The 18,939-nt window shown below is 70.7% G+C and carries 14 protein-coding genes; 6 read left to right on the forward strand and 8 right to left on the reverse strand.

What is annotated here, in order from left to right; all coding sequences use genetic code 11:
• Window positions 1-674: 674 nt before the first annotated feature.
• The 4 genes from galK to ACYVNR_RS02965 are packed head-to-tail and all read right to left on the reverse strand — an operon-like array spanning window position 675 to window position 5,744.
• Entirely contained in the window at window positions 675-1,832 is a 1,158-nt protein-coding gene (gene galK / locus ACYVNR_RS02950) for a galactokinase (protein ID WP_461048277.1), read from the reverse strand.
• A complete protein-coding gene (gene galT / locus ACYVNR_RS02955) occupies window positions 1,832-2,929 on the reverse strand; it encodes a galactose-1-phosphate uridylyltransferase (RefSeq protein ID WP_461046466.1) in 1,098 nt (365 codons plus the stop codon). Before galT ends, galK begins: the two co-directional genes overlap by 1 nt.
• Window positions 2,930-2,967: 38 nt before the next feature.
• Window positions 2,968-3,747, reverse strand: coding sequence for a DeoR/GlpR family DNA-binding transcription regulator (locus ACYVNR_RS02960; RefSeq protein ID WP_458803246.1), 780 nt, complete (start codon window positions 3,745-3,747; stop codon window positions 2,968-2,970).
• 2 nt (window positions 3,748-3,749) lie between these two features.
• Window positions 3,750-5,744: a beta-galactosidase gene (locus ACYVNR_RS02965; protein WP_461046468.1), complete on the reverse strand. Its 1,995-nt coding sequence runs from the start codon at window positions 5,742-5,744 to the stop codon at window positions 3,750-3,752.
• Between the two features lie 345 nt (window positions 5,745-6,089).
• Here ACYVNR_RS02965 and ACYVNR_RS02970 point away from each other — a divergent pair, with 345 nt between their 5' ends.
• From ACYVNR_RS02970 to ACYVNR_RS02985, 4 genes are read left to right on the forward strand one after another with little or no spacing between them, the layout of a single operon-like run.
• Window positions 6,090-7,442 carry an ABC transporter substrate-binding protein gene (locus tag ACYVNR_RS02970; protein ID WP_461046470.1) on the forward strand — a complete coding sequence of 451 codons (1,353 nt, stop codon included), beginning with the start codon at window positions 6,090-6,092 and terminating at the stop codon, window positions 7,440-7,442.
• Window positions 7,443-7,453: 11 nt separating this feature from the next.
• Window positions 7,454-8,347 (forward strand): carbohydrate ABC transporter permease, encoded by an 894-nt coding sequence (locus ACYVNR_RS02975; RefSeq protein WP_461046471.1) that lies wholly within the window; start codon window positions 7,454-7,456, stop codon window positions 8,345-8,347.
• A gap of 1 nt (window position 8,348) precedes the next feature.
• On the forward strand, window positions 8,349-9,284 hold the full coding sequence (locus ACYVNR_RS02980; protein WP_461046473.1) for a carbohydrate ABC transporter permease: 936 nt from the start codon (window positions 8,349-8,351) through the stop codon (window positions 9,282-9,284).
• A 1-nt stretch (window position 9,285) separates the two neighbouring features.
• Window positions 9,286-11,487: an alpha-galactosidase gene (locus ACYVNR_RS02985; protein WP_461046475.1), complete on the forward strand. Its 2,202-nt coding sequence runs from the start codon at window positions 9,286-9,288 to the stop codon at window positions 11,485-11,487.
• Window positions 11,488-11,489: 2 nt separating this feature from the next.
• On the opposite strand, the gene ACYVNR_RS02990 is transcribed toward ACYVNR_RS02985, so the two are convergent.
• From ACYVNR_RS02990 to ACYVNR_RS03005, 4 genes are read right to left on the reverse strand one after another with little or no spacing between them, the layout of a single operon-like run.
• On the reverse strand, window positions 11,490-11,966 hold the full coding sequence (locus ACYVNR_RS02990; RefSeq protein ID WP_461046477.1) for a Fur family transcriptional regulator: 477 nt from the start codon (window positions 11,964-11,966) through the stop codon (window positions 11,490-11,492).
• Window positions 11,967-11,985: 19 nt separating this feature from the next.
• Entirely contained in the window at window positions 11,986-12,675 is a 690-nt protein-coding gene (locus ACYVNR_RS02995) for a response regulator transcription factor (RefSeq protein WP_461046479.1), read from the reverse strand.
• Complete coding sequence (locus tag ACYVNR_RS03000; protein WP_461046480.1) at window positions 12,672-14,507, reverse strand: sensor histidine kinase; 1,836 nt, start codon at window positions 14,505-14,507, stop codon at window positions 12,672-12,674. Before ACYVNR_RS03000 ends, ACYVNR_RS02995 begins: the two co-directional genes overlap by 4 nt.
• A complete protein-coding gene (locus ACYVNR_RS03005; RefSeq protein WP_461046482.1) occupies window positions 14,504-17,017 on the reverse strand; it encodes a hypothetical protein in 2,514 nt (837 codons plus the stop codon). Before ACYVNR_RS03005 ends, ACYVNR_RS03000 begins: the two co-directional genes overlap by 4 nt.
• 194 nt (window positions 17,018-17,211) lie before the next feature.
• Here ACYVNR_RS03005 and tdh point away from each other — a divergent pair, with 194 nt between their 5' ends.
• Entirely contained in the window at window positions 17,212-18,249 is a 1,038-nt protein-coding gene (gene tdh, locus ACYVNR_RS03010; protein WP_045191151.1) for an L-threonine 3-dehydrogenase, read from the forward strand.
• Between the two features lie 11 nt (window positions 18,250-18,260).
• Window positions 18,261-18,932, forward strand: coding sequence for an alpha/beta fold hydrolase (locus ACYVNR_RS03015; protein ID WP_461046484.1), 672 nt, complete (start codon window positions 18,261-18,263; stop codon window positions 18,930-18,932).
• Window positions 18,933-18,939: the final 7 nt, after the last annotated feature.

Here is an 18,939-nt window from a genome sequence, read left to right on the forward strand (position 1 = left end):
TGAGCGGGCGTCGTTTACCGACGTCAAGGTAATAGGGACCTTCCTGATGAAGTACTGGGGCTTCAATGGCGACTCAAATCCCGCACTGAAAGCGGCCCTACTGAACTATGCACCGGTATGTCAAATGCGTCATGCCATTGTCCATTCTGGAGGGCATCTGAGCTCGAGAAATGTTCGGCACATTTCGCCTAGTGGTTCTGGTGGCGCGGTCGTCCGCCTGGACGCGCCTCAACTTGACCAAGCTGCGGGGTCGTGCATGGACGTCGTTAGGACAGTGAACAACGCCATTGGTCAGGCAATGCTCGAGCGCTGGATTCGCTGCGAAAGGGTGACTGCCGACTGGAATGAGGATCGTGCGGCGTATTCTGAGCTCTTAAATTGCTTCTGGTCCCGCGACGACGCGGTTCCTAGGTCACGCTCGAAGGCGCTCGGGCAGATCCATGCATCCGCGAAGCTGGCAGTCACGCAATTAGTGAAGGAACGCGCGGCCGGACGCAGGCGTTAGCACGTCCCGTCGCCCTGACTCAGCACTCACGGCCCTGCCTGCCTAGGATTCTCGCAAGGGCTTGGACGGATTGGGCGCCAACAAGAACCTCTGCGCGCTGAGTCCTCGCGACCGTAGGCCACAATCCCGGGCGGCAATGAACCGCGCGCGGCTGGGTGACTCGGATGTGTCAGCGGTCGCGTGCCGCGGGGCCTGCCGCGGTCACCGTGAACGACTGCGGCGCCGCGAAACCCGCGTCGGCGAAGGCCGCCTCGATCGCCGAGGCGACCGCGTCGGCGACCTCGGCCGGGACGATGGCGATGCACGAGCCCCCGAACCCGCCGCCGGTCATGCGGGCGCCGAGCGCACCGTTGGCACGGGCAGTCTCGGTGGCGACGTCGAGCTCCTCGCACGACACCTCGTAGTCGTCGCGCAGGGAGGCGTGCGAGGCGTCGAACAGGCGACCGACCTCGCGGAGGTCGTCGGACTCGAGGGCGCGGACCGCGGCCTCCACGCGCTCGATCTCCGTGACGACGTGGCGCACTCGGCGGCGCACCTCGTCGGAGTCGAGCCGCGCGAGCGCATCGTCGAGCCCCGACGGGTCGATCTCACGCAACGTGTCGACACCGAGCTCGCGGGCGGCCTGCTCGCACGCCTCCCGCCGGGCGGCGTACTGGCCGTCCACGAGAGCGTGCTCGGCGCGGGTGTCGGTGACGAGCAGCACGTGCCCCTCGCCGCCGAGGTCGAACGGCACCTGGCGGGTGTCGCCCGAGCGACAGTCGAGCAGCAGCGCCGACCGCTCGTCGCAGAGCAGCGACGCCGACTGGTCCATGCCACCGGTGGGTGCGCCCGCGATGGTGTTCTCCGCCTCGACGCAGCGCGCCGCGAGGCGGGCCCGGCCCTCCGCCGACTCGAGCAGCCCGAGCGCGAAGAGGTCGCTGGCCGCAGCGGCCACGGCGCACTCGAGGGCGGCCGAGCTGGAGAGCCCCGCCCCGAGCGGCACCGTCGAGTCGACGAGGACGTCGAGGCCGCCGACGTCGTGGCCGTCCTTCGCGAGAGCCCACAGCACGCCGGCGACGTAGGAGCTCCAGCCGCCGGGGCGCTCGGGCGAGATCTCGTCGAGCGATACCTCGACGAGCCCGTCCTGCTGCGCCGACGCCATGCGGAGCACGCCGTCGTCGCGCCGGGACACGGCGGCATACGTTCTCTGCGGCAGGGCGATCGGCAGGCACAGGCCACCGTTGTAGTCGGTGTGCTCACCGATGAGGTTGACCCTGCCGGGCGCCGACCAGACGCCGGTCGGGGCCGCGCCGAAGGTGTGCTCGAACGCTGCCGTCAGCTCGTCGATCACGACGCCACCTCGCGCAGCCGGGCCGCCGCCCGTTCGGGTGCGACGTCGTTGACCCAGCCACCGACGCCCGACTCGGAGCCGGCGAGGTACTTCAGCCGGCCCGGTCCGCGGAGCACCGACATCAGCTGCAGGTGCAGGCGCGACACGTCGCGACCCGTCTTGGCCGGGGCCTGCTGCCACGCCGCGATGTAGGGCAGCGTGACCGGCGACCCGTCCTCGGCGACGTAGTAGCGGTCGAGCCGGCCGAGCAGGTCGCGGTAGACGACGGCGAGCTCGTCGCGCTCCTCGTCGTCGAGCGCCACGAGGTCGGGCACGTCGCGGTGCGGTGCGAGGTGCACCTCGACGGGCCAGCGGGCCGCGAAGGGCACGTAGGCCGTCCAGTGCTTGCCCGAGATGACCACCCTGGAGCCGTCGGCCTGCTCGGCGGCGAGGATGTCGGCCCCGAGCAGCCGGCCGGTGCGCTCGTGGTGGCGGCGGGCCGCCTCGAGCAGCGCCTTGGTGCGGTCGGGCACGTAGGGGTAGGCGTAGATCTGGCCGTGCGGGTGCGGGAGCGTCACGCCGATCTCACGGCCGCGGTTCTCGAACGCGAAGACCTGCTCCACCTCGGGGATGGCGCCGAGCGCCTCGGTGCGCTGCGCCCACGTGTCGATGACCGTGCGCACCCGTTCGACGGGCAGGTCCTTGAACGACGCCTCGTGGTCGCTCGTGAAGCAGACGACCTCGCAGCGCCCGACGGCAGGGCGGGTCCCGAAGATGCCGGACGGGTCGGGCACGTCGGCACCGAGTGAGGTGACGGCATACGACGGGAAGCGGTTCTCGAAGACGACGACCTGGTAGTCGCTCTCGGGGATCTCCGACGGCACCGAGCCGTGCCCGGCCGGGCAGAGCGGGCACTCGTCCTTGGGCGGCATGAAGGTGCGGTGCTGGCGGTGCGCCGCGACGGCGACCCAGTCGTCGACCAGGGCGTCGTGGCGCACCTCGCCCGACTGCACCCGCGGCTCCACCGGACGCTGGTCGTCCGCCGTGCGCTCGGGGGTGCCCGGCTCGTCGACGTAGATGATCTCGCGGCCGTCGGCGAGGTGCCTCGTCGTCATGCGGCTCCTCGTGCTGCTCGGGGCGCGGCTCGGGGTGGTCATGATGCCTCCACGGTCTCGAGGGAGCCGACCGACTCGCGCAGGGTCTCGCGGGCCCGTCCGGGTAGCCCCACGTCGGTGACGAACAGGTCGACCTCGGTGAGGTCGGCGAAGGTGCTGAGGCCCACGGTGCCCCACTTCGACGAGTCGGCGAGCACGCAGACGTGCCGGGCGGACGAGACGAGCGCCCGGTTGGTCTCGGACTCGACGAGGTTCGGGGTGGTCAGGCCGCTGCGGTCGTCGACGCCGTGGGCGCCGAGGAAGAGCAGGTCGACGTGGAGCGAGCGCAGCGCCGCGACGGCGACGGGTCCGACGAGCGCGTCGGACGGCGTGCGCACGCCGCCGGTGAGGATGACGGTCTGGCCGGGAGCGCCGGACTCGTGGAGCAGCTGCGCGACGGGCACGGAGTTCGTGACGACGGTCAGCTGCGGCACGTCCTTGACGGCGCGGGCCAGCTCGTACGTCGTGGTGCCGGCCGAGATCCCGATCGCGCTGCCGGCCTCGACACGCCGGGCCGCGGCCCTGGCGATCGCCTGCTTCTGCGCGAGCTGGAGCAGCGACTTGGCGGAGAACCCGGGCTCTTCGCTGCTCCGCGAGTCGTTGAGGGCGAGCGCACCGCCGTGCACGCGCTCGAGAAGCCCGTCGCTCGACAGCCGTTCGATGTCGCGGCGGATCGTCATGTCGGAGACGCCCAGGCGTTCGACGAGGTCGGAGACCTTGACCGCCCCCGACTCCTCGACGAGCTCGAGGATGACCGAGCGGCGTTGACTGGCAAGCATGTTCACTCCTGCCTGATGACGGCGGTGGCGCCGGCGGCGAGCCGGACGGAGCCGTCGACGACGGCCCCGGTGACGAGGTCGTACCCACTGGCCGACACGACCTGCTCGACGTCGGTGTGGTTGAGCAGGAAGAGCCAGGACCGCGAGCCGTCGCTGCGCCGGACCGCCTCGACACCACGGGGGAGGCCTGCCACGGCCGGGTCGACGGAGGCTGCTGCCAGGACGTTGTCGAGCAGCCGCCCGAGGGTGGCATCGTCCGGCAGCGTGCTGAGGTACCAGGCAGCGCCACCGCCGTCGACGTCGCGACGCGTGACCGCGGGTCGTCCCGCGAGCGGCCCGGCGGCATACGTGGTCAGCACCTCGGTGCCCTCGAGCGCCGTGACGTCCTCGCTCCACCACGTCCCCGTCCCGTCGGCCAGGGCGACCTCGCCACCGGGACCCAGCGGGAAGAACTCCTCGACCCTCACGCCGAGCAGGTCGCGGAACGCGCCGGGGTAGCCGCCGAGGCGCACGTGGTCGTTCTCGTCGCTGATGCCGGAGAAGTACGTGACGACGACCTGGGCGCCTGCCTCCGCGGCAGCGGCCACGGCGGCTGCGTGCGCGTCGGTGACGAGGTAGAGCTGCGGCACCACCACCACGGAGTATGCCGTCAGGTCGGCCGACGGGTGCACGACGTCAGCCGTGACGCCGCGGTCGTGGAGCAGGCGGTGGATCGTGGACGCCGCCTGCAGCGCCTCGAGCTCGGAGCTCGGCATGCACGGGCCCTCCGCGGCCCAGATCGCCTGGTAGTCATGGAGAACCGCGACCCTGGCCTCGACGCGGCTGCCGACGAGCTCACCGAGACGGCCGGCGATGCGGCCGAGCTCCTCGACCTCGCGGAACCGGGCGCTGTCGGCGCCGGCGTGGGGCACGACCGCGCTGTGGAACTTCTCGGACCCGGCCCGGGACTGGCGCCACTGGAACCAGCCGATGGTGTCGGCACCGCGCGCGACGTGGGCGACGGCGTCGCGGATCGTCTGCCCGGGAGCCTTGGCGTGGTTGGTCGGCTGCCAGTTCACGGCGCTCGTCGAGTGCTCCATGAGCATCCACGGCGCGCCGCTGGCGAGGCCGCGGGTCAGGTCACCGCTGTACGCGAGCTCGGACCGCGGGTGCTTGAGGGCGTCGACGATGTAGTGGTCGGTGCTGACGACGTCGACCAGCGGGGTCCACTGCGAGTAGTCGAGGTGGCGGAAGTGGTCGAGCGTCATGAAGTTCGTCGTCACGGGAACGCCCGGCGACAGCTCGGCGAGCACGCTCGTCTCGGCCCGCAAGTGGTCGAGCAGCGCATCGGAGGAGAAGCGCTTGTAGTCGAGCACGTGGGTCGGGTTGTTGAAGGTCGTCGAACGGCGCGGCGGCAGCACCTGGTCCCACGCCGTGTAGCGCTGGCTCCAGAAGGCCGTCCCCCAGGCGTCGTTGAGCGCGTCGAGGCTCGTGTAGCGGCGCTCGAGCCAGGTGCGGAAGTGGCGCGCGCACTCGTCGCAGTAGCAGGGCAGGTTGTGGCACGCGTACTCGTTGGAGACGTGCCACATCGCCAGCGCCGGGTGCTCGTGGTAGCGCGTCGCCATCTGCCGGGTCAGGGCGACGGCGTACTCGCGGAAGACCGGCGACGTGGGGCACCACGCCTGCCGGCTGCCCGGCCACAGCGTGTGGCCGTCGACGTCGACGGGCAGGATCTCGGGGTGCGCGGCCGAGAGCCACGGGGGAGGGGTGGCCGTAGCGGTCGCGAGGTCGACCGCGATGCCACCCGCGTGCAGCTTGTCCATGATGGTGTCGAGCCACTCGAACTCGTACTCGCCCTTGGCGGGCTCGAGCCAGCTCCACGAGAAGATCCCGAGGCTGACGAACGAGATGTTCGCGCGCTGCATGAGCTCCACGTCCTCGTCCCACACGGATCGGGGCCACTGCTCGGGGTTGTAGTCGCCACCGAGTGCGAGGGTCTTCGTCGGCCATGAACGCATGGCACACAGAGTGTCGGCCCGCGACGCCCGATGTCAACAATTTCGAACACCCCGACCCGCGACCGATCTGGTCGTGCCCAGAGGCGGGTTGCGCCTGATTGGGGCGCTTCGTCCGGGTCGGCCATGGCCCGCGAATCTCTTTGCAACGGTGTAAAACTGCACGTCAGGTGGCGATCATGGTCTCGGTTGCATCTCGGACGCCGCGACCTTCCACCGATCTCTTGACAGGGGGTGGTGCCCCTCGACATTCTCTGTTTGTTGTTGGAGGTTTCTGATGGCGGATGTTGGAATCCGTCGCCATGGAGCGTTCGACACCTTCCCGGCACAGCGTCAAAGGAGACCGCAATGACCCGCCCCACGAGCGAGGCCGAGTACCTCGCGCGCATGGTTCCCCCCTCCGTCCGCGGCGTCGACCGTCGGACCCTGCTGCGCGGCGCACTCGGCGTCGGAGCCCTTCTCGGAGCAGGTGGCCTCGCGGCCTGCGGCAACGGCGGCACCAGCGGACAGGGTGTCCCGACCGGAGCCGTGACCGGCACGGTGACCGTCGGCTCCAACCAGTCCGACGCCGTGCCGAAGGCCGCCGTCAAGGCGTACATGGACGCCTTCTCCAAGGCCAACTCGGGCACGACGGTCAAGATCAACACCGTCGACCACAACACGTTCCAGGAGAACATCAACAACTACCTGCAGGGCTCGCCCGACGACGTCTTCACGTGGTTCGCCGGCTACCGCATGCAGTTCTTCGCCCAGAAGGGCCTCGTCGGCGACATCTCGGACGTCTGGGCCAACATGCAGGGCATGAGCGACGCCATGAAGAAGGCGTCGACGGCCGAGGACGGCAAGCAGTACTTCGTGCCGATCACCAACTACCCCTGGGCGATCTTCTACCGCAAGAGCCTCTTCAAGGAGAAGGGCTACGAGGTCCCGAAGACCCTCGATGACCTCAACGCGCTCGGCGCCCAGATGAAGAAGGACGGCCTCGACCCGATCGCCTTCGGCGACAAGGACGGCTGGCCGGCCATGGGCACCTTCGACCAGATCAACCTGCGCGTCAACGGCTACGACTTCCACGTCAGCCTGATGGCGGGCAAGGAGTCCTGGACCGACCCCAAGGTCAAGAAGGTCTTCGACACCTGGGCCGGGATCCTCCCGCTGCACCAGGCCGACTCGCTGGGCCGCACCTGGCAGGAGGCTGCGCAGTCGCTGCAGCAGAAGAAGTCCGGCATGTATCTGCTCGGTGCGTTCGTCGCCCAGCAGTTCACCAAGGGCGCCGAGCAGGACGACCTCGACTTCTTCACCTTCCCCGAGGTCGACTCGACGATCGGCACCGACGCCATCGAGGCTCCCATCGACGGCTACATGATGAGCGCCCGCCCGAAGAACGAGGCCGCGGCCAAGAAGCTGCTGCAGTACATCTCGCAGCCCGAGGCACAGCTGCTCGCCCTCAAGGCCGACCCGAGCGTCATCGCGACGAACGACAAGGCCGACACGAGCGGCTACACCGCCCTGCAGAAGAAGTCGGTCGAGTTCGTGAAGTCCGCCAAGTCGATCGCCCAGTTCATGGACCGCGACACGCGCCCTGACTTCGCTTCGACCGTGATGATCCCCGCCATCCAGGACTTCATCAAGAACCCGAAGGACATCGACGGCCTCCTCACGAAGATCGAGGCCCAGAAGAAGAGCATCTTCACGTCCTGAGGAGGCACGCCATGGCGACCACCCGAAAGTACAAGGGGATCGACCATCTATCAGGACGTGACAAGATCGTCGTCGCCCTGATGGTGGTCGTGCCCACCCTCATCGTCCTGTGGCTCGTCTGGCTCCCGGCGATCGGCTCGGTCCTGCTCTCGTTCACCAACTGGGACGGGATCGGGCCGCTCTCCGGCATCAAGACGGTCGGGCTCAAGAACTACCAGGACATCGCGACCATCTACCCGCCGTTCTGGCCGGCGATCCAGCACAACCTCATCTGGCTCGCGGTGATGTTCTTCATCGCGACCCCGCTCGGCATGTTCTTCGCGGTGCTCATCGACCGCGGCGCGGTGGGCACGCGGTTCTATCAGACGAGCATCTACCTGCCCGTCGTGCTCTCGTTGGCTCTCATCGGCTTCGTGTGGCAGCTCATCTACTCCCGTGACCAAGGCCTGCTCAACGCGATCACGGGCGGGTCGACCGACTGGTACGGCGACCCGAACGTCAACCTGTGGGCCGCGCTCCTGGCGGCCAGCTGGCGGCACTCGGGTTACATCATGCTGCTCTACCTGGCCGGCCTCAAGGGCGTCGACCCGTCGCTGCGCGAGGCGGCCAAGGTCGACGGCGCGAGCGAGACGACGACCTTCTTCCGGGTCGTGCTGCCGGTCATGCGCCCGATCAACATCATCGTCCTCGTCGTGACCTTCATCGAGTCGCTCCGCGCGTTCGACCTCGTGTGGGTCATCAACAAGGGCCGCAACGGCCTCGAGCTGATCTCGACCCTCGTCACCCAGAACGTCGTCGGCGAGGCGAGCCGCATCGGCTTCGGGTCGGCGCTCGCGACCATCATGCTGCTCATCTCGAGCGTGCTCGTCTTCGTCTACCTGCGCATCGCCATGAAGGAGGACTGAGATGTCCGACCAGACACTGACGTCCAACCCGGTCGATCCCGTGCACGCACGGGAGGCGGCGCTGCTGAGGCCGCGCGAGGGCGGTGCCCGGTCGGGCCGCCGCTGGCTGCTGCCGGTCGTGCTGACGATCGTCTCGCTCATCTGGCTGTTCCCGCTGCTGCTCGCGCTCGTCAACTCCTTCCGCGACTACGCGTACACGGCGAAGAACGGCTACATCTCGTGGGGCGGCTTCACGCTCGACAACTACAAGAACGCCTGGGAGCAGGGCGACTTCGGCCTGCACTTCTGGAACTCGGCGATCATCACGGTCCCTGCCGTGCTGCTGACGCTCTTTCTCTCGGCCTGCGTCGCGTTCGTCGTCGCGCGCTTCTCGTGGAAGATCAACGTCGCGCTGCTCGGCTTCTTCATGGCCGCGAACCTGCTGCCGCCGCAGGCGCTCCTCATCCCGGTGTACCGGATGTTCCGGTCGATCGAGGTGCCGTTCTGGTTCAGCGAGTCGGGCACGCTGCTCAACAGCTTCCAGGGCCTGATCCTCGTCAACGTGGCCTTCCAGACCGGCTTCTGCGCCTTCGTGCTCAGCAACTACATGAAGGCGCTGCCGAAGGAGCTCTACGAGTCGGCCGTCATCGACGGTGCGAGCGTCACACGGCAGTTCTTCCAGATCACGCTGCCGCTCTGCCGCCCGGCCCTGGCCGCCCTCGCGGTGCTCCAGACCACGTGGGTCTACAACGAGTTCTTCTGGGCCACGGTGCTGCTCCAGCAGGGCGACAAGTTCCCGGTGACGAGCTCGCTCAACAACCTACGCGGCCAGTTCTTCACCGACAACAACCTCGTCGCCGCCGGGTCGATGATCATCGCGATCCCGACCCCGGTGATCTTCTTCGTGCTCCAACGACACTTCGTCGCCGGGCTGACGCTCGGTGCGACCAAGGGATGACGTGACCGACCAGACCGCTGTCAGCACACCGTCCATCGTCCACATCGAGTCCGCCGGGACCGCGCTCGTGCTTGAGCCGCGGCCCGGCGGACCGGGACTCCCCGAGGTGCTGCACTGGGGGCCCGCCCTCCCCGGCGGCGGCGACACGTATGCCGCCCTGGCCCGGGTCACCGCGCCGCCCGCCCCGCCGAGCGCCCTCGACGAGCCGTGGCCGCTCACGCTGCTCCCGGGCGAGGCCGACGGCTGGGCGGGCACACCCGGCTGGGCGGGACACCGAGCGGGCGGTTCTGGCGCGGTGCGCTGGGTCGACGTCACGTGCGAGGCGGAGGGCGCGACGGCCGTCACCCGCGCGACCTCGCCCGACGGCATACGCCTCGAGCTGCGGCACGCCCTCGACGAGCACGGGGTGCTGCGCGTCGACGCCTCTGTCACAAGCGTTTCGGACGACGCGGCGCCGCTCGACGTGGCCGCCCTGCGCGCGATCCTGCCCCTGCCGCTGCGCGCCGACGAGGTGCTCGACCTCACCGGGCGGTGGTGCCGGGAGCGGTCGCCGCAGCGCAGCCGGCTCGACCACGGCACCCACCTGCGGGCCTCACGCCGCGGCCGCACCGGTCACGACGCGACCCTGCTGATGATGGCCGGGACGCGCGGGTTCGACTGGCGCACAGGCGAGGTCTGGGCCGTGCACACCGCGTGGAGCGGCAACCACGAGCACCTCGTCGAGTCGCTGCCCGAGGGCGCCGGTCGCCACCACGCCGTGATCGGCGGCGGCGAGCTGCTCGCGCCCGGCGAGGTGCGGCTGGCCGCGGGCGAGACGTATGCCGCCCCGACGGTCGTCTTCGTCCACTCGACCGAGGGCCTCGACGGGCTCTCGCGCCGCCTCCACCGCAGCCTGCGCGCCCGCGCCGGGCACCCGTCGCGACCGCGGCCTGTGGTTCTCAACACGTGGGAAGCCGTCTACTTCGACACCGACCTCGACCACCTGAAGTCCTTGGCCGACACGGCTGCTCGCATCGGAGTCGAGCGCTTCGTCCTCGACGACGGCTGGTTCGGGGGCCGCCGCCACGACCGTGCCGGACTCGGCGACTGGGTGGTCTCGCGTGACGTCTGGCCCGACGGCATGGCACCGCTCGTCGACCACGTCAAGGGCCTCGGCCTCGAGTTCGGCCTGTGGTTCGAGCCCGAGATGGTCAACGAGGACAGCGACCTCGTGCGCGAGCACCCCCAGTGGGTGCTGGGGCCGGCCCAAGGAGCGCCCCGCGAGTGGCGCTGGCAGCAGCTGCTCGACCTCACGAACGACGCGGCATACGGGCAGCTGCTCGAGCGCATCAGCACGCTCGTCGCGGAGTACGGCATCGACTACATCAAGTGGGACCACAACCGCGACCTGCTCGAGGCCGTGCACACGGTGGACTCCGGCGCCGGCCGGCGCGTCGACGCCCCTGCGGTCCACGAGCACACGCTCGCCTACTACCGGCTGCTCGACGACCTGCGCGGCCGTCACCCCGGGCTGGAGATCGAGTCGTGCAGCAGCGGCGGCGCGCGCGTCGACCTCGAGGTGCTCGACCACACCGACCGCATCTGGACGAGCGACTGCAACGACGCGCTCGAGCGGGCGAGCATCCAGCGCTGGACGAGCCTGCTCGTGCCGGCGGAGCTGATGGGCACGCACATCGGTCCGGCCGGTGCGCACACGACGCACCGCACGGTCGACCTCGGTTTCCGCATGCTCACCGCGCTGCAGGGCCACCCCGGGCTCGAGTGGGACATCACGAAGTGCTCCGACGACGAGCTCGAGGCGCTGACGCGCTGGACGGCCCTCGCCCGTGAGCTGCGAGCGCTGCTGCACTCGGGCGACCTCGTGCGTTCCGAGACGCCGGACGGCACGGTGCTCGTCACGGGAACCGTCGACGCCGAGCGCGGCCGCGCGGCCTACTCGGTGGCACGGCTCGTGACCGGTCGTGACGCGGTGACCGGGTCGGTGCCGCTGCCGGGGCTCGACCCCCAGCGCACGTATGCCGTCCGCGTCCGCCCCGAGGCCGGACTGCCTGCGGTCGTGCAGAACACCTACCCGGCCTGGTGGGAGCGGGCGCTCGACGGCGACGGCCTCACCGTGCCGGGCGCGGTGCTCACCGAGGTCGGGCTGCCGGTGCCGGTGATCGGCCCCGCCCAGGGCTACCTCCTCGACGTCCGCGCCGTCTGACGTCAGGGGGTCGTGGCGCAGTCGCGGCAGGTGCCGAGCAGGGCCGCGTGGCCGGTGTCGAGGACGAAGCCGAGGTCGGTCCGCAGCCTGGCGGCCACCTCGTCGAAGACGTCGGGCGGCACGTCCAGCACCGTGCCGCACACGTGGCACTGGACGTGCGCGTGGTGCCCGTGCTGGTGCACCGCGGCCGCCTCGGCGGTGAGGTGGTACACGGTCGCTGCGCCGCCGAGGTGCACGTGGGAGAGCACACCGGAGTCGACGAGCGAGGTGAGCGTGCGGTAGACGGTGGCCCGGTGCACGGCCGGCTCGAGGTCGGCGACGCGGGCGCCGATGTCGTCGGCCGTGAGGTGCTCGTCCGTTCGGTCTGCGGCGTCGACGACCCGCAGGACGGCATACCTCGCCGGGGTGAGGCGCTCGCCGGCAGCGCGCAGCCGCTCGACGGCGTGCTCGACGCGCGCGCTGTCGGGTGGGTTCGTCACGGTCACATCCTCGCAGCGGTCAGCTCTCGCCCGCGCCGCTGCGCAGGAAGGCGAGCACGGCGAGCACCCGCCGGTTCGTCGTGTTGTCGTCGGACTCGAGCGGCAGCTTGCTGAAGATGGCCGCGATGTGGGCCTCGACGGTGCGCGGCGAGAGGAAGAGGCGCTCGCCGATGCCCACGTTCGACCGACCCTCCGCCATGAGGGCCAGCACGTCGCGCTCGCGCTCGGTCAACGGGTCGAGCACGGACGTCTGGCGCCGGGTGGTGCTCATCAGCCGGTCGACGACCTCGGGGTCGACCACCGTGCCGCCGCGCGCCACCGCATGGATGCCGTCGACGAGCGAGTCGACGTCGTCGACCCGGTCCTTGAGCAGGTAGCCGAGACCGGACGAGCCGTCGCGGAAGAGCTGCTGGGCCCATGTCGACTCGACGTAGGTGCTGAGCACGAGCACGCCCACGTCGGCGTGCGCGGCCCGAGTCGCGAGGGCCGCCCGGATGCCCTCGTCACTGTGGTCGGGCGGCAGCCGCACGTCCTGGACGACGACATGGGGACGGTGCTGCTCGATGGCCGCCGCGAGCCCGGTCGCGTCGGGCAGCTCGGCCACGACCTCGAGGCCGCAGGCCGCGAGCAGGCCGGCCAGCCCGCTGCGGAAGAGGGCCGAGTCGTCGACGAGGACCACGCGCAGCGGCCCGTCGGCCGGGGCCGTCATCGCGCCTGCTCCTCGTCGAGCGGGATCCGCGCGACGACCTCGCTGCCGTGCCGGTCCGGGTGCTCTGGGCACGGGTCGCTGTGCACCTCCAGGGAGCCGTGGAGCGCCGTGAGCCGGTCGCGCAGCCCGACCAGTCCGCCCCCGGGCGCGAGGCGTGCGCCGCCCACGCCGTCGTCGCCCACCCTCACGACGAGGGAGCCGTCACGCCGACGTATGCCGACGCGTACGCGGGTCGCGCTCGCGTGCTTCGCGGCGTTGGCGAGGGCCTCGGCGGTGGCGAAGTAGGCGGCCGCCTCGACCGCAGCCCCCGGTCGGGTCGCGGCCGTCACCTCGTCGACGTCGAGGTCGACCCGGAAGGGTGCCGCTTCGCGCAGCGTGTGGACCGCGGGCACCAGGCCGCCCTGGGCGAGAGCCGCCGGATGGATGCCGTGTGCGAGCCGACGCAGCTCGGCGAGCGCGTCGCGCAGCTGGTGACGGGCCTCGCCGATGATGGTGCGGGCCTCGACCGTCTCGACGAGGTCGGCGCGCGCGAGCAGCGCTGCGACGGCGAGGAACTGCTGCTGGGCGCCGTCGTGGAGGTTGCGCTCCATCCGCCGGCGCTCGTCGAGGGTGGCGGTGACGATGCGCGCGTTGGCCTCGGTGAGGGCGGCGAGGTTGGCACGCAGCTCGGCGTTGAGGCGGGTGTTCTCGAGTCCGACGCGTGAGGCCTCGAGGGCAGAGCGCAGCAGGGCCTCGTCGCCGATCGCCCTGGGGTTGTAGTCGACCCGGATGAGGGCGCGGCCGGCGTCGTCGGTCACGACCGCCCGGGCCCGGTCGGCTGCCGGCTGTTCGGCTGGCGGCTGTTCGGCGGGGCGCGGGCCCGGCTCCTCGGGCAGGCCGACGACGAGTGAGGGGTCGGCGAGCGCGCTGCGCAGGGCCGACTGGAGCTCCAGGGAGTCACCGGAGCGAGCAGCGGCGACGACGCGTTCGGCGATGATCGTTCCGGCGGTGCGACGGCGGAGCAGGTCGGCGAGCAGCGCCACGGGGATCATCGCCGCGCTGAGGTCGCGGGCGAGGGCTGCGTTGGTGTCGGGGATGAGCTGTGCCCAGTAGGCCTGGTCGAACGCCGCGGCGAACGAGCAGATGGCGGTGACGACGGCCAGCGGCGCGATCGACTGGCGGTTGAGGCCGATGGAGCTCGCCGCCCGCCACATGAGGATCACGCCGGTGAGCACCAGCAGGGCGGCGGTGGCGCCCCGCCCGGCACGCACGAACACGACGTCGTGCCAGAACGGGTCGAGCGCCAGGGTCGGGAACCCGTCGGGTCGGTGGAACCCGTCCTTGACCACCCCGGCGGTGAACATCGCTCCGGCCCGGCTGACGACGGTCGCCGCGAGCATCAGGAGCACGACGACCCGCTCGCGGCTGCGCAGCCGGCGCCGCGGGTAGCGCAGCACCAGGGCGACGGCCGCCGGCAGGTAGACGGGCTCGAGGAGGAAGCCGAGGGGCGACCAGCCGGACTGCGCGAAGTGCGGGTCGTTGAGGTCGCCCGGCACGATCGCCCAGGCGACGACCAGGCAGGCCCAACCGTTGACGCGGGGCAGGCCCGACGACAGCAGCGTCAGCCCGATGACGACGAACGAGAGCGTCGTCAGCCAGGTGATCGCGACGGCCGGCGCCTCGGTCGAGAGCCGCGGCGCGGACGTGGCGATCTTGACGACGAGGGCGGTCGTGCCGAAGAGCACCGCTCGCGTCGGTGTGAGCCGCAGGTACACGAGCGATTGTCCCGCGCGGCGCAGCGCAGGGCCACCGACTTCAGGCAGTCTCGCCGAGATGAGCACGACCGCGTTCACGGGCGGGGGCTCGTTCGCCGGATGTCGTGCATCGCCCTTCGCGCCACGAGGTCACCCAGCTTGCGGTAGGCCTCGAAGTCGAACTCGTCGAACATCTCGAACCGTTGGAGGGTGGAGGGATAGTCGGGGTTGCGCAGCTTGAACGACGTCAGGTCCCACGACGACTGCGCCGGCAGCACGCAGCGCAGGTACACGATCTGCGTGGACTCGGTGCCCTCGTCCCCGTAGCGCGCCTTGCCGACGATGTGACTCTCACGCGGGTGATCACGGTCCCCCCGGCACAACGGCGCCGGGTTGAGGTCCACCGTCACGTTCTGGTCCATGCGCGCGGTCGCGATGACGTCGCCGAGCACCGGGAACTGGTCCTCGGCGTCGCCCGTGCCGTCGAGCACGATGATCTGCTTCGGACGAAGGCGCAGGCACTCGGCCAGGCCGAGGTTGTCGTAGTGGCCGCCGTCGCTGACGTAGAGGAACGGGAAGTAGATGGACACCCGTCCCCAGGCCTCGTTGACCACGTTGAGAGCGTTCGGGTGATCGAGAGCCATGTTGGCCCTCGCGAGCGCTCGGGGCTTCTCGAACGGGCCGGGCGCGACATCTTGCCGACGGAACCCCTCGTACTTCGGGTTGCGGACCCACGCGCCAAGTCGGACGTTCGCGAATGCCAAAAGGAGACGATAGGCGCCGATCCGCTTGGACTCCCGACCCGCCGTCGGTGCAACTGCTGCGCCGGAGAGGGCGATGGCGCCCGCCAGGGTGAGCCGCCTTCTGCCGACGTGCCGGTACTGCCTGACGTCCACCAGCGCCGCGCCTCCGGGCAGCTGCGAGGAGGTCAGGCCGACCTGCCGTCCGAGCACGAACGGCGTCCCGCCACGACCGGAGGGCAGCACGTCACCCTCCTGCACGTTGGCCGTCGCGACGAGGGTGAGCCCGGGCCACTGTCCCTCGGCGCCCCTGGCCACGGTCTGGAGCCGGACATCGCAACGAGCTCGAACCGGCATGTCCTGCCAGTGGTCGAGGTAGGCATACGCCAGGCGGTCCTCGTAGAAACGACGGGTCGTCGGCGATCCGGACGACCCACGGAGGCGGAGCACGACGATTCCGAGAACGGCGCCCCCGACCCAGAACGGCTGGTGGTTGTTCTGGAGCGCAGCCGTGAGGAACCAGGTGGCCACGACCGAGGTGACGGCGACCACGACGACGACGAAGAGGAGAACTGCCAGGAAGGGCGCGACCGCACGCCGGAACGTTTCGAGGGCTCGTCCACCGGTCGTCGTCGGGTTCTTGGGCAAGGCAATTCCCTTCACCGTGCTCCCGACGAGGCCCCACAGCGAGCCGAGGGTGCCGCCGCCGGCGGCCCAGATGGCAGGCACGGTGAACTGCGGCTCCTCCCCGGCGACGAACCAGTTGTGGAGCAGCACCGCACCGGCGGGCATGACGACCGAGAAGGCGAAGACCGCTGCGCCGAGGGCGATGAGTCGCGAGGGGAGGTTCTCCAGGGCAGAGGTCCTCGTCACCGGCGCGACGCCGACGAACACACGGTAGAGACGCCGCCCCCATCCGTACTCGACCAGCGGCCTGACCGAGAGGGTGAGCAGCGGCAGCGCGCAGGCGACCGCGATGAGCACCACCACGGCAGCAGGGACGAGGAGGGCGCTGCTGCCGGACCAGTCGGCGAAGACACGAGCCCAGGCGACTGTCGGTCCGGGCTGCGAGGAGTGCGTGCGGCCGTCCTCAGTCTCTGCCCGGACCATGCCGGTCAGGGCCATGTGCTGGCCGAGCAGCCACGCGACGACGACCACGGCTGCACCCAGGATGAGGACGTTGAGTGCGATACCGGCCAGCAGCGAGACGACCAGGTCGAAGCGGGTTCGACCTGGCTGCCCGATGTAGTTGGTCCGTCTCCTCAGCTCCGCGAGCTCCTTGCTGTCCGGGGCGAAGGGCGTGGTCTCGGTGTCGTGCAGGAACGTGCGTCGCCGGTAGGCCATCGCGGCGAACGCTGCGGCGGCGTAGCCGCCTCCGCTGACTGCGACGACGTCGCGCGCCTTCGAGTACACGCCCTCCCGATGCAGCACCTGGAGGGCACCCATGCAGAACGACGCGGACTTGATCCCTCCGCCCGAGCAGCAGATGACGGTTCCCTCGAGTGGCGGGACTGGGGCGGACTCCTCGTGGGCGCGCTTCGCGGCAGCGCCCGCGGTGTCTTCGTGCTCGCGCACCCGGTTGGCGACGCCGCGACGCCGGACGCCGTAGTTGAGCAGCGTGAGCCCCGCCAGGACGTAGAGCACCACCGCCTCGGGGGACGTGAAGAACGGCCAGACCGGAGCGTGCGACGACGGTCGGAAGCCGTCCCAGAAGGGGTTGGCCGGGCGCCGGAACAGGAAGTCCAGGAAGAGCACGGGAATCGTGACGAGGGCGACGAGGGCGAGCATCAGCGCGTGCGCGCACCGGATCACCGAACCCTGGGCGGCGAACGGCAGCTCCTCCGCGGACATCCCCTGCCTGCCGGTCATGTCACCCTCCGAACGCCCGGCCCCCGGCCCCTACGTCCTCGCCGCGCGTGCCCTGCGTGCCACGCGGCGAGGACCCCTTCATCAGAGTGTTGCGCCCCGGGGGCCTCCCGCATCCGTGTTTTCCCGTAATGACCCCAGGCGACCCGGCGCCGCCCCCGGGACCCCGCCCGGCGGCATACGGCAGACTCTCCTCCGTGCGTGCACTCACCAAGCTGTCCGCAGGCCCCGGCCTGGAGCTCGTCGACCGTCCCGAGCCCGCGTGCGGGCCCGCCGACGTCAAGATCCGCGTGCTGCGGGCCGGCATCTGCGGCACGGACCTGCACCTCGCGGGCTGGGACGACTGGGCCGAGTCGGTCGTGAAGCCCCCGCTCGTCATCGGTCACGAGTTCTACGGCGAGGTCGTGGAGGTCGGCGAGGACGTCACCGACGTCAAGGTCGGCGACCGGGCTTCGGGCGAGGGCCACATCGTGTGCGGCACGTGCCGCAACTGCCGCGCCGGCCGTCGGCACCTGTGCATCCGGACGAAGGGCATCGGCGTCAACCGCGACGGCGCCTTCGCCGACTACGTCGTCATCCCGGCGAGCAACGCCTGGGTGCAGCCGGCCGACCTCGACCCCGACCTCGGCGCCGTCTTCGACCCGCTGGGCAACGCCACCCACACGGCGCTGCAGTGGCCGATGGTCGGCGAGGACGTCGTCATCACGGGCGGCGGGCCGATCGGTGTCATGGCGGCCGCGATCGCGCGGCACGCGGGCGCCCGGTACGTCGTCGTCAGCGACGCGAGCGACTACCGCCTGTCGCTCGCCGAGGCGGCCGGCGCCGACCTCACGATCAACGTCACCCGCGAGAGCCTGGCCGACGCGCAGCACCACCTCGGCATGAAGGAGGGCTTCGACATCGGTCTCGAGATGTCGGGCGCCGCCCCCGCCGTGACCGACCTCATCGCGAACATGAACCACGGCGGGCGCATCGCGCTGCTCGGCCTGCCGCACCAGTCCTACGACCTCGACTGGGGCAAGGTGATCACCCACATGATCACGCTCAAGGGCATCTACGGCCGCGAGATGTACGACACCTGGTACGCCATGTCGCAGATGATCGCGACGTCCGAGCGCTTCCGTGCCGCCGTCGCCCAGGTCATCACGCACCGGTTCAAGGCGGAGCAGTGGGAGGAGGCCTTCGAGACCGCGCGGTCCGGCCAGTGCGGCAAGGTCGTCCTCGACTGGAGCTGAGAGGCTTGCGTATGCCGTCCGCCGAAGACCCGAGCGCACGTCCCCGGCCGCTCGTGCTCCTGCACGGGCTGGGCCAGTCGCCCATCGCGTGGCAGGACTTCGTCTCGGCGTTCGGCGCGGGGCGTCCGATGAGCGCCCCGTGGATGCGGGGCCTCAAGCCCAAGGACCCTGTCGGCTTCGACCTCGCGGCCGCGGCCGCCGGGGTGGCCGACGAGCTCGAGCTGCAGGGCGTCAAGCAGGCCGACTTCGTCGGGGTCTCGGTGGGCGCGAGCGTCGCGCTGCGCCTCGCTGTCGAACGGCCCGAGCTGGTCGGCCGGCTGGTGCTCGGCGGCGCACTCGTGCGTCCGTCGAAGGGCGCGCTGCGCATGCAGCGGCTGGCGATGCGGCTCGTGCCCGAGAGCAAGCTCGTCGACGCCGGCGTCTCGCGCCCGCGGATGCTGGCGGTGCTCGATGCCCTCAAGGGCTTCGACGGCACCGAGTCGCTGCGCCAGGTGACGGCACCGACGCTCGTCGTCGCCGGCTCCAAGGACAAGGCGGGGGTCGTTGCAGCGCAGCAGCTCTCGCAGCAGCTGCCGACGGCGCGCGTGCACGTCGTCGACGGTGCCGGGCCGCTGCTCAACACCGAGTCGGCGCGCGAGCTGGCCGACCTGACGCACGCCTTCCTCGACGAACCGAACGGCTGAGCGCGCG

This window comes from Terrabacter koreensis (assembly GCF_054783315.1).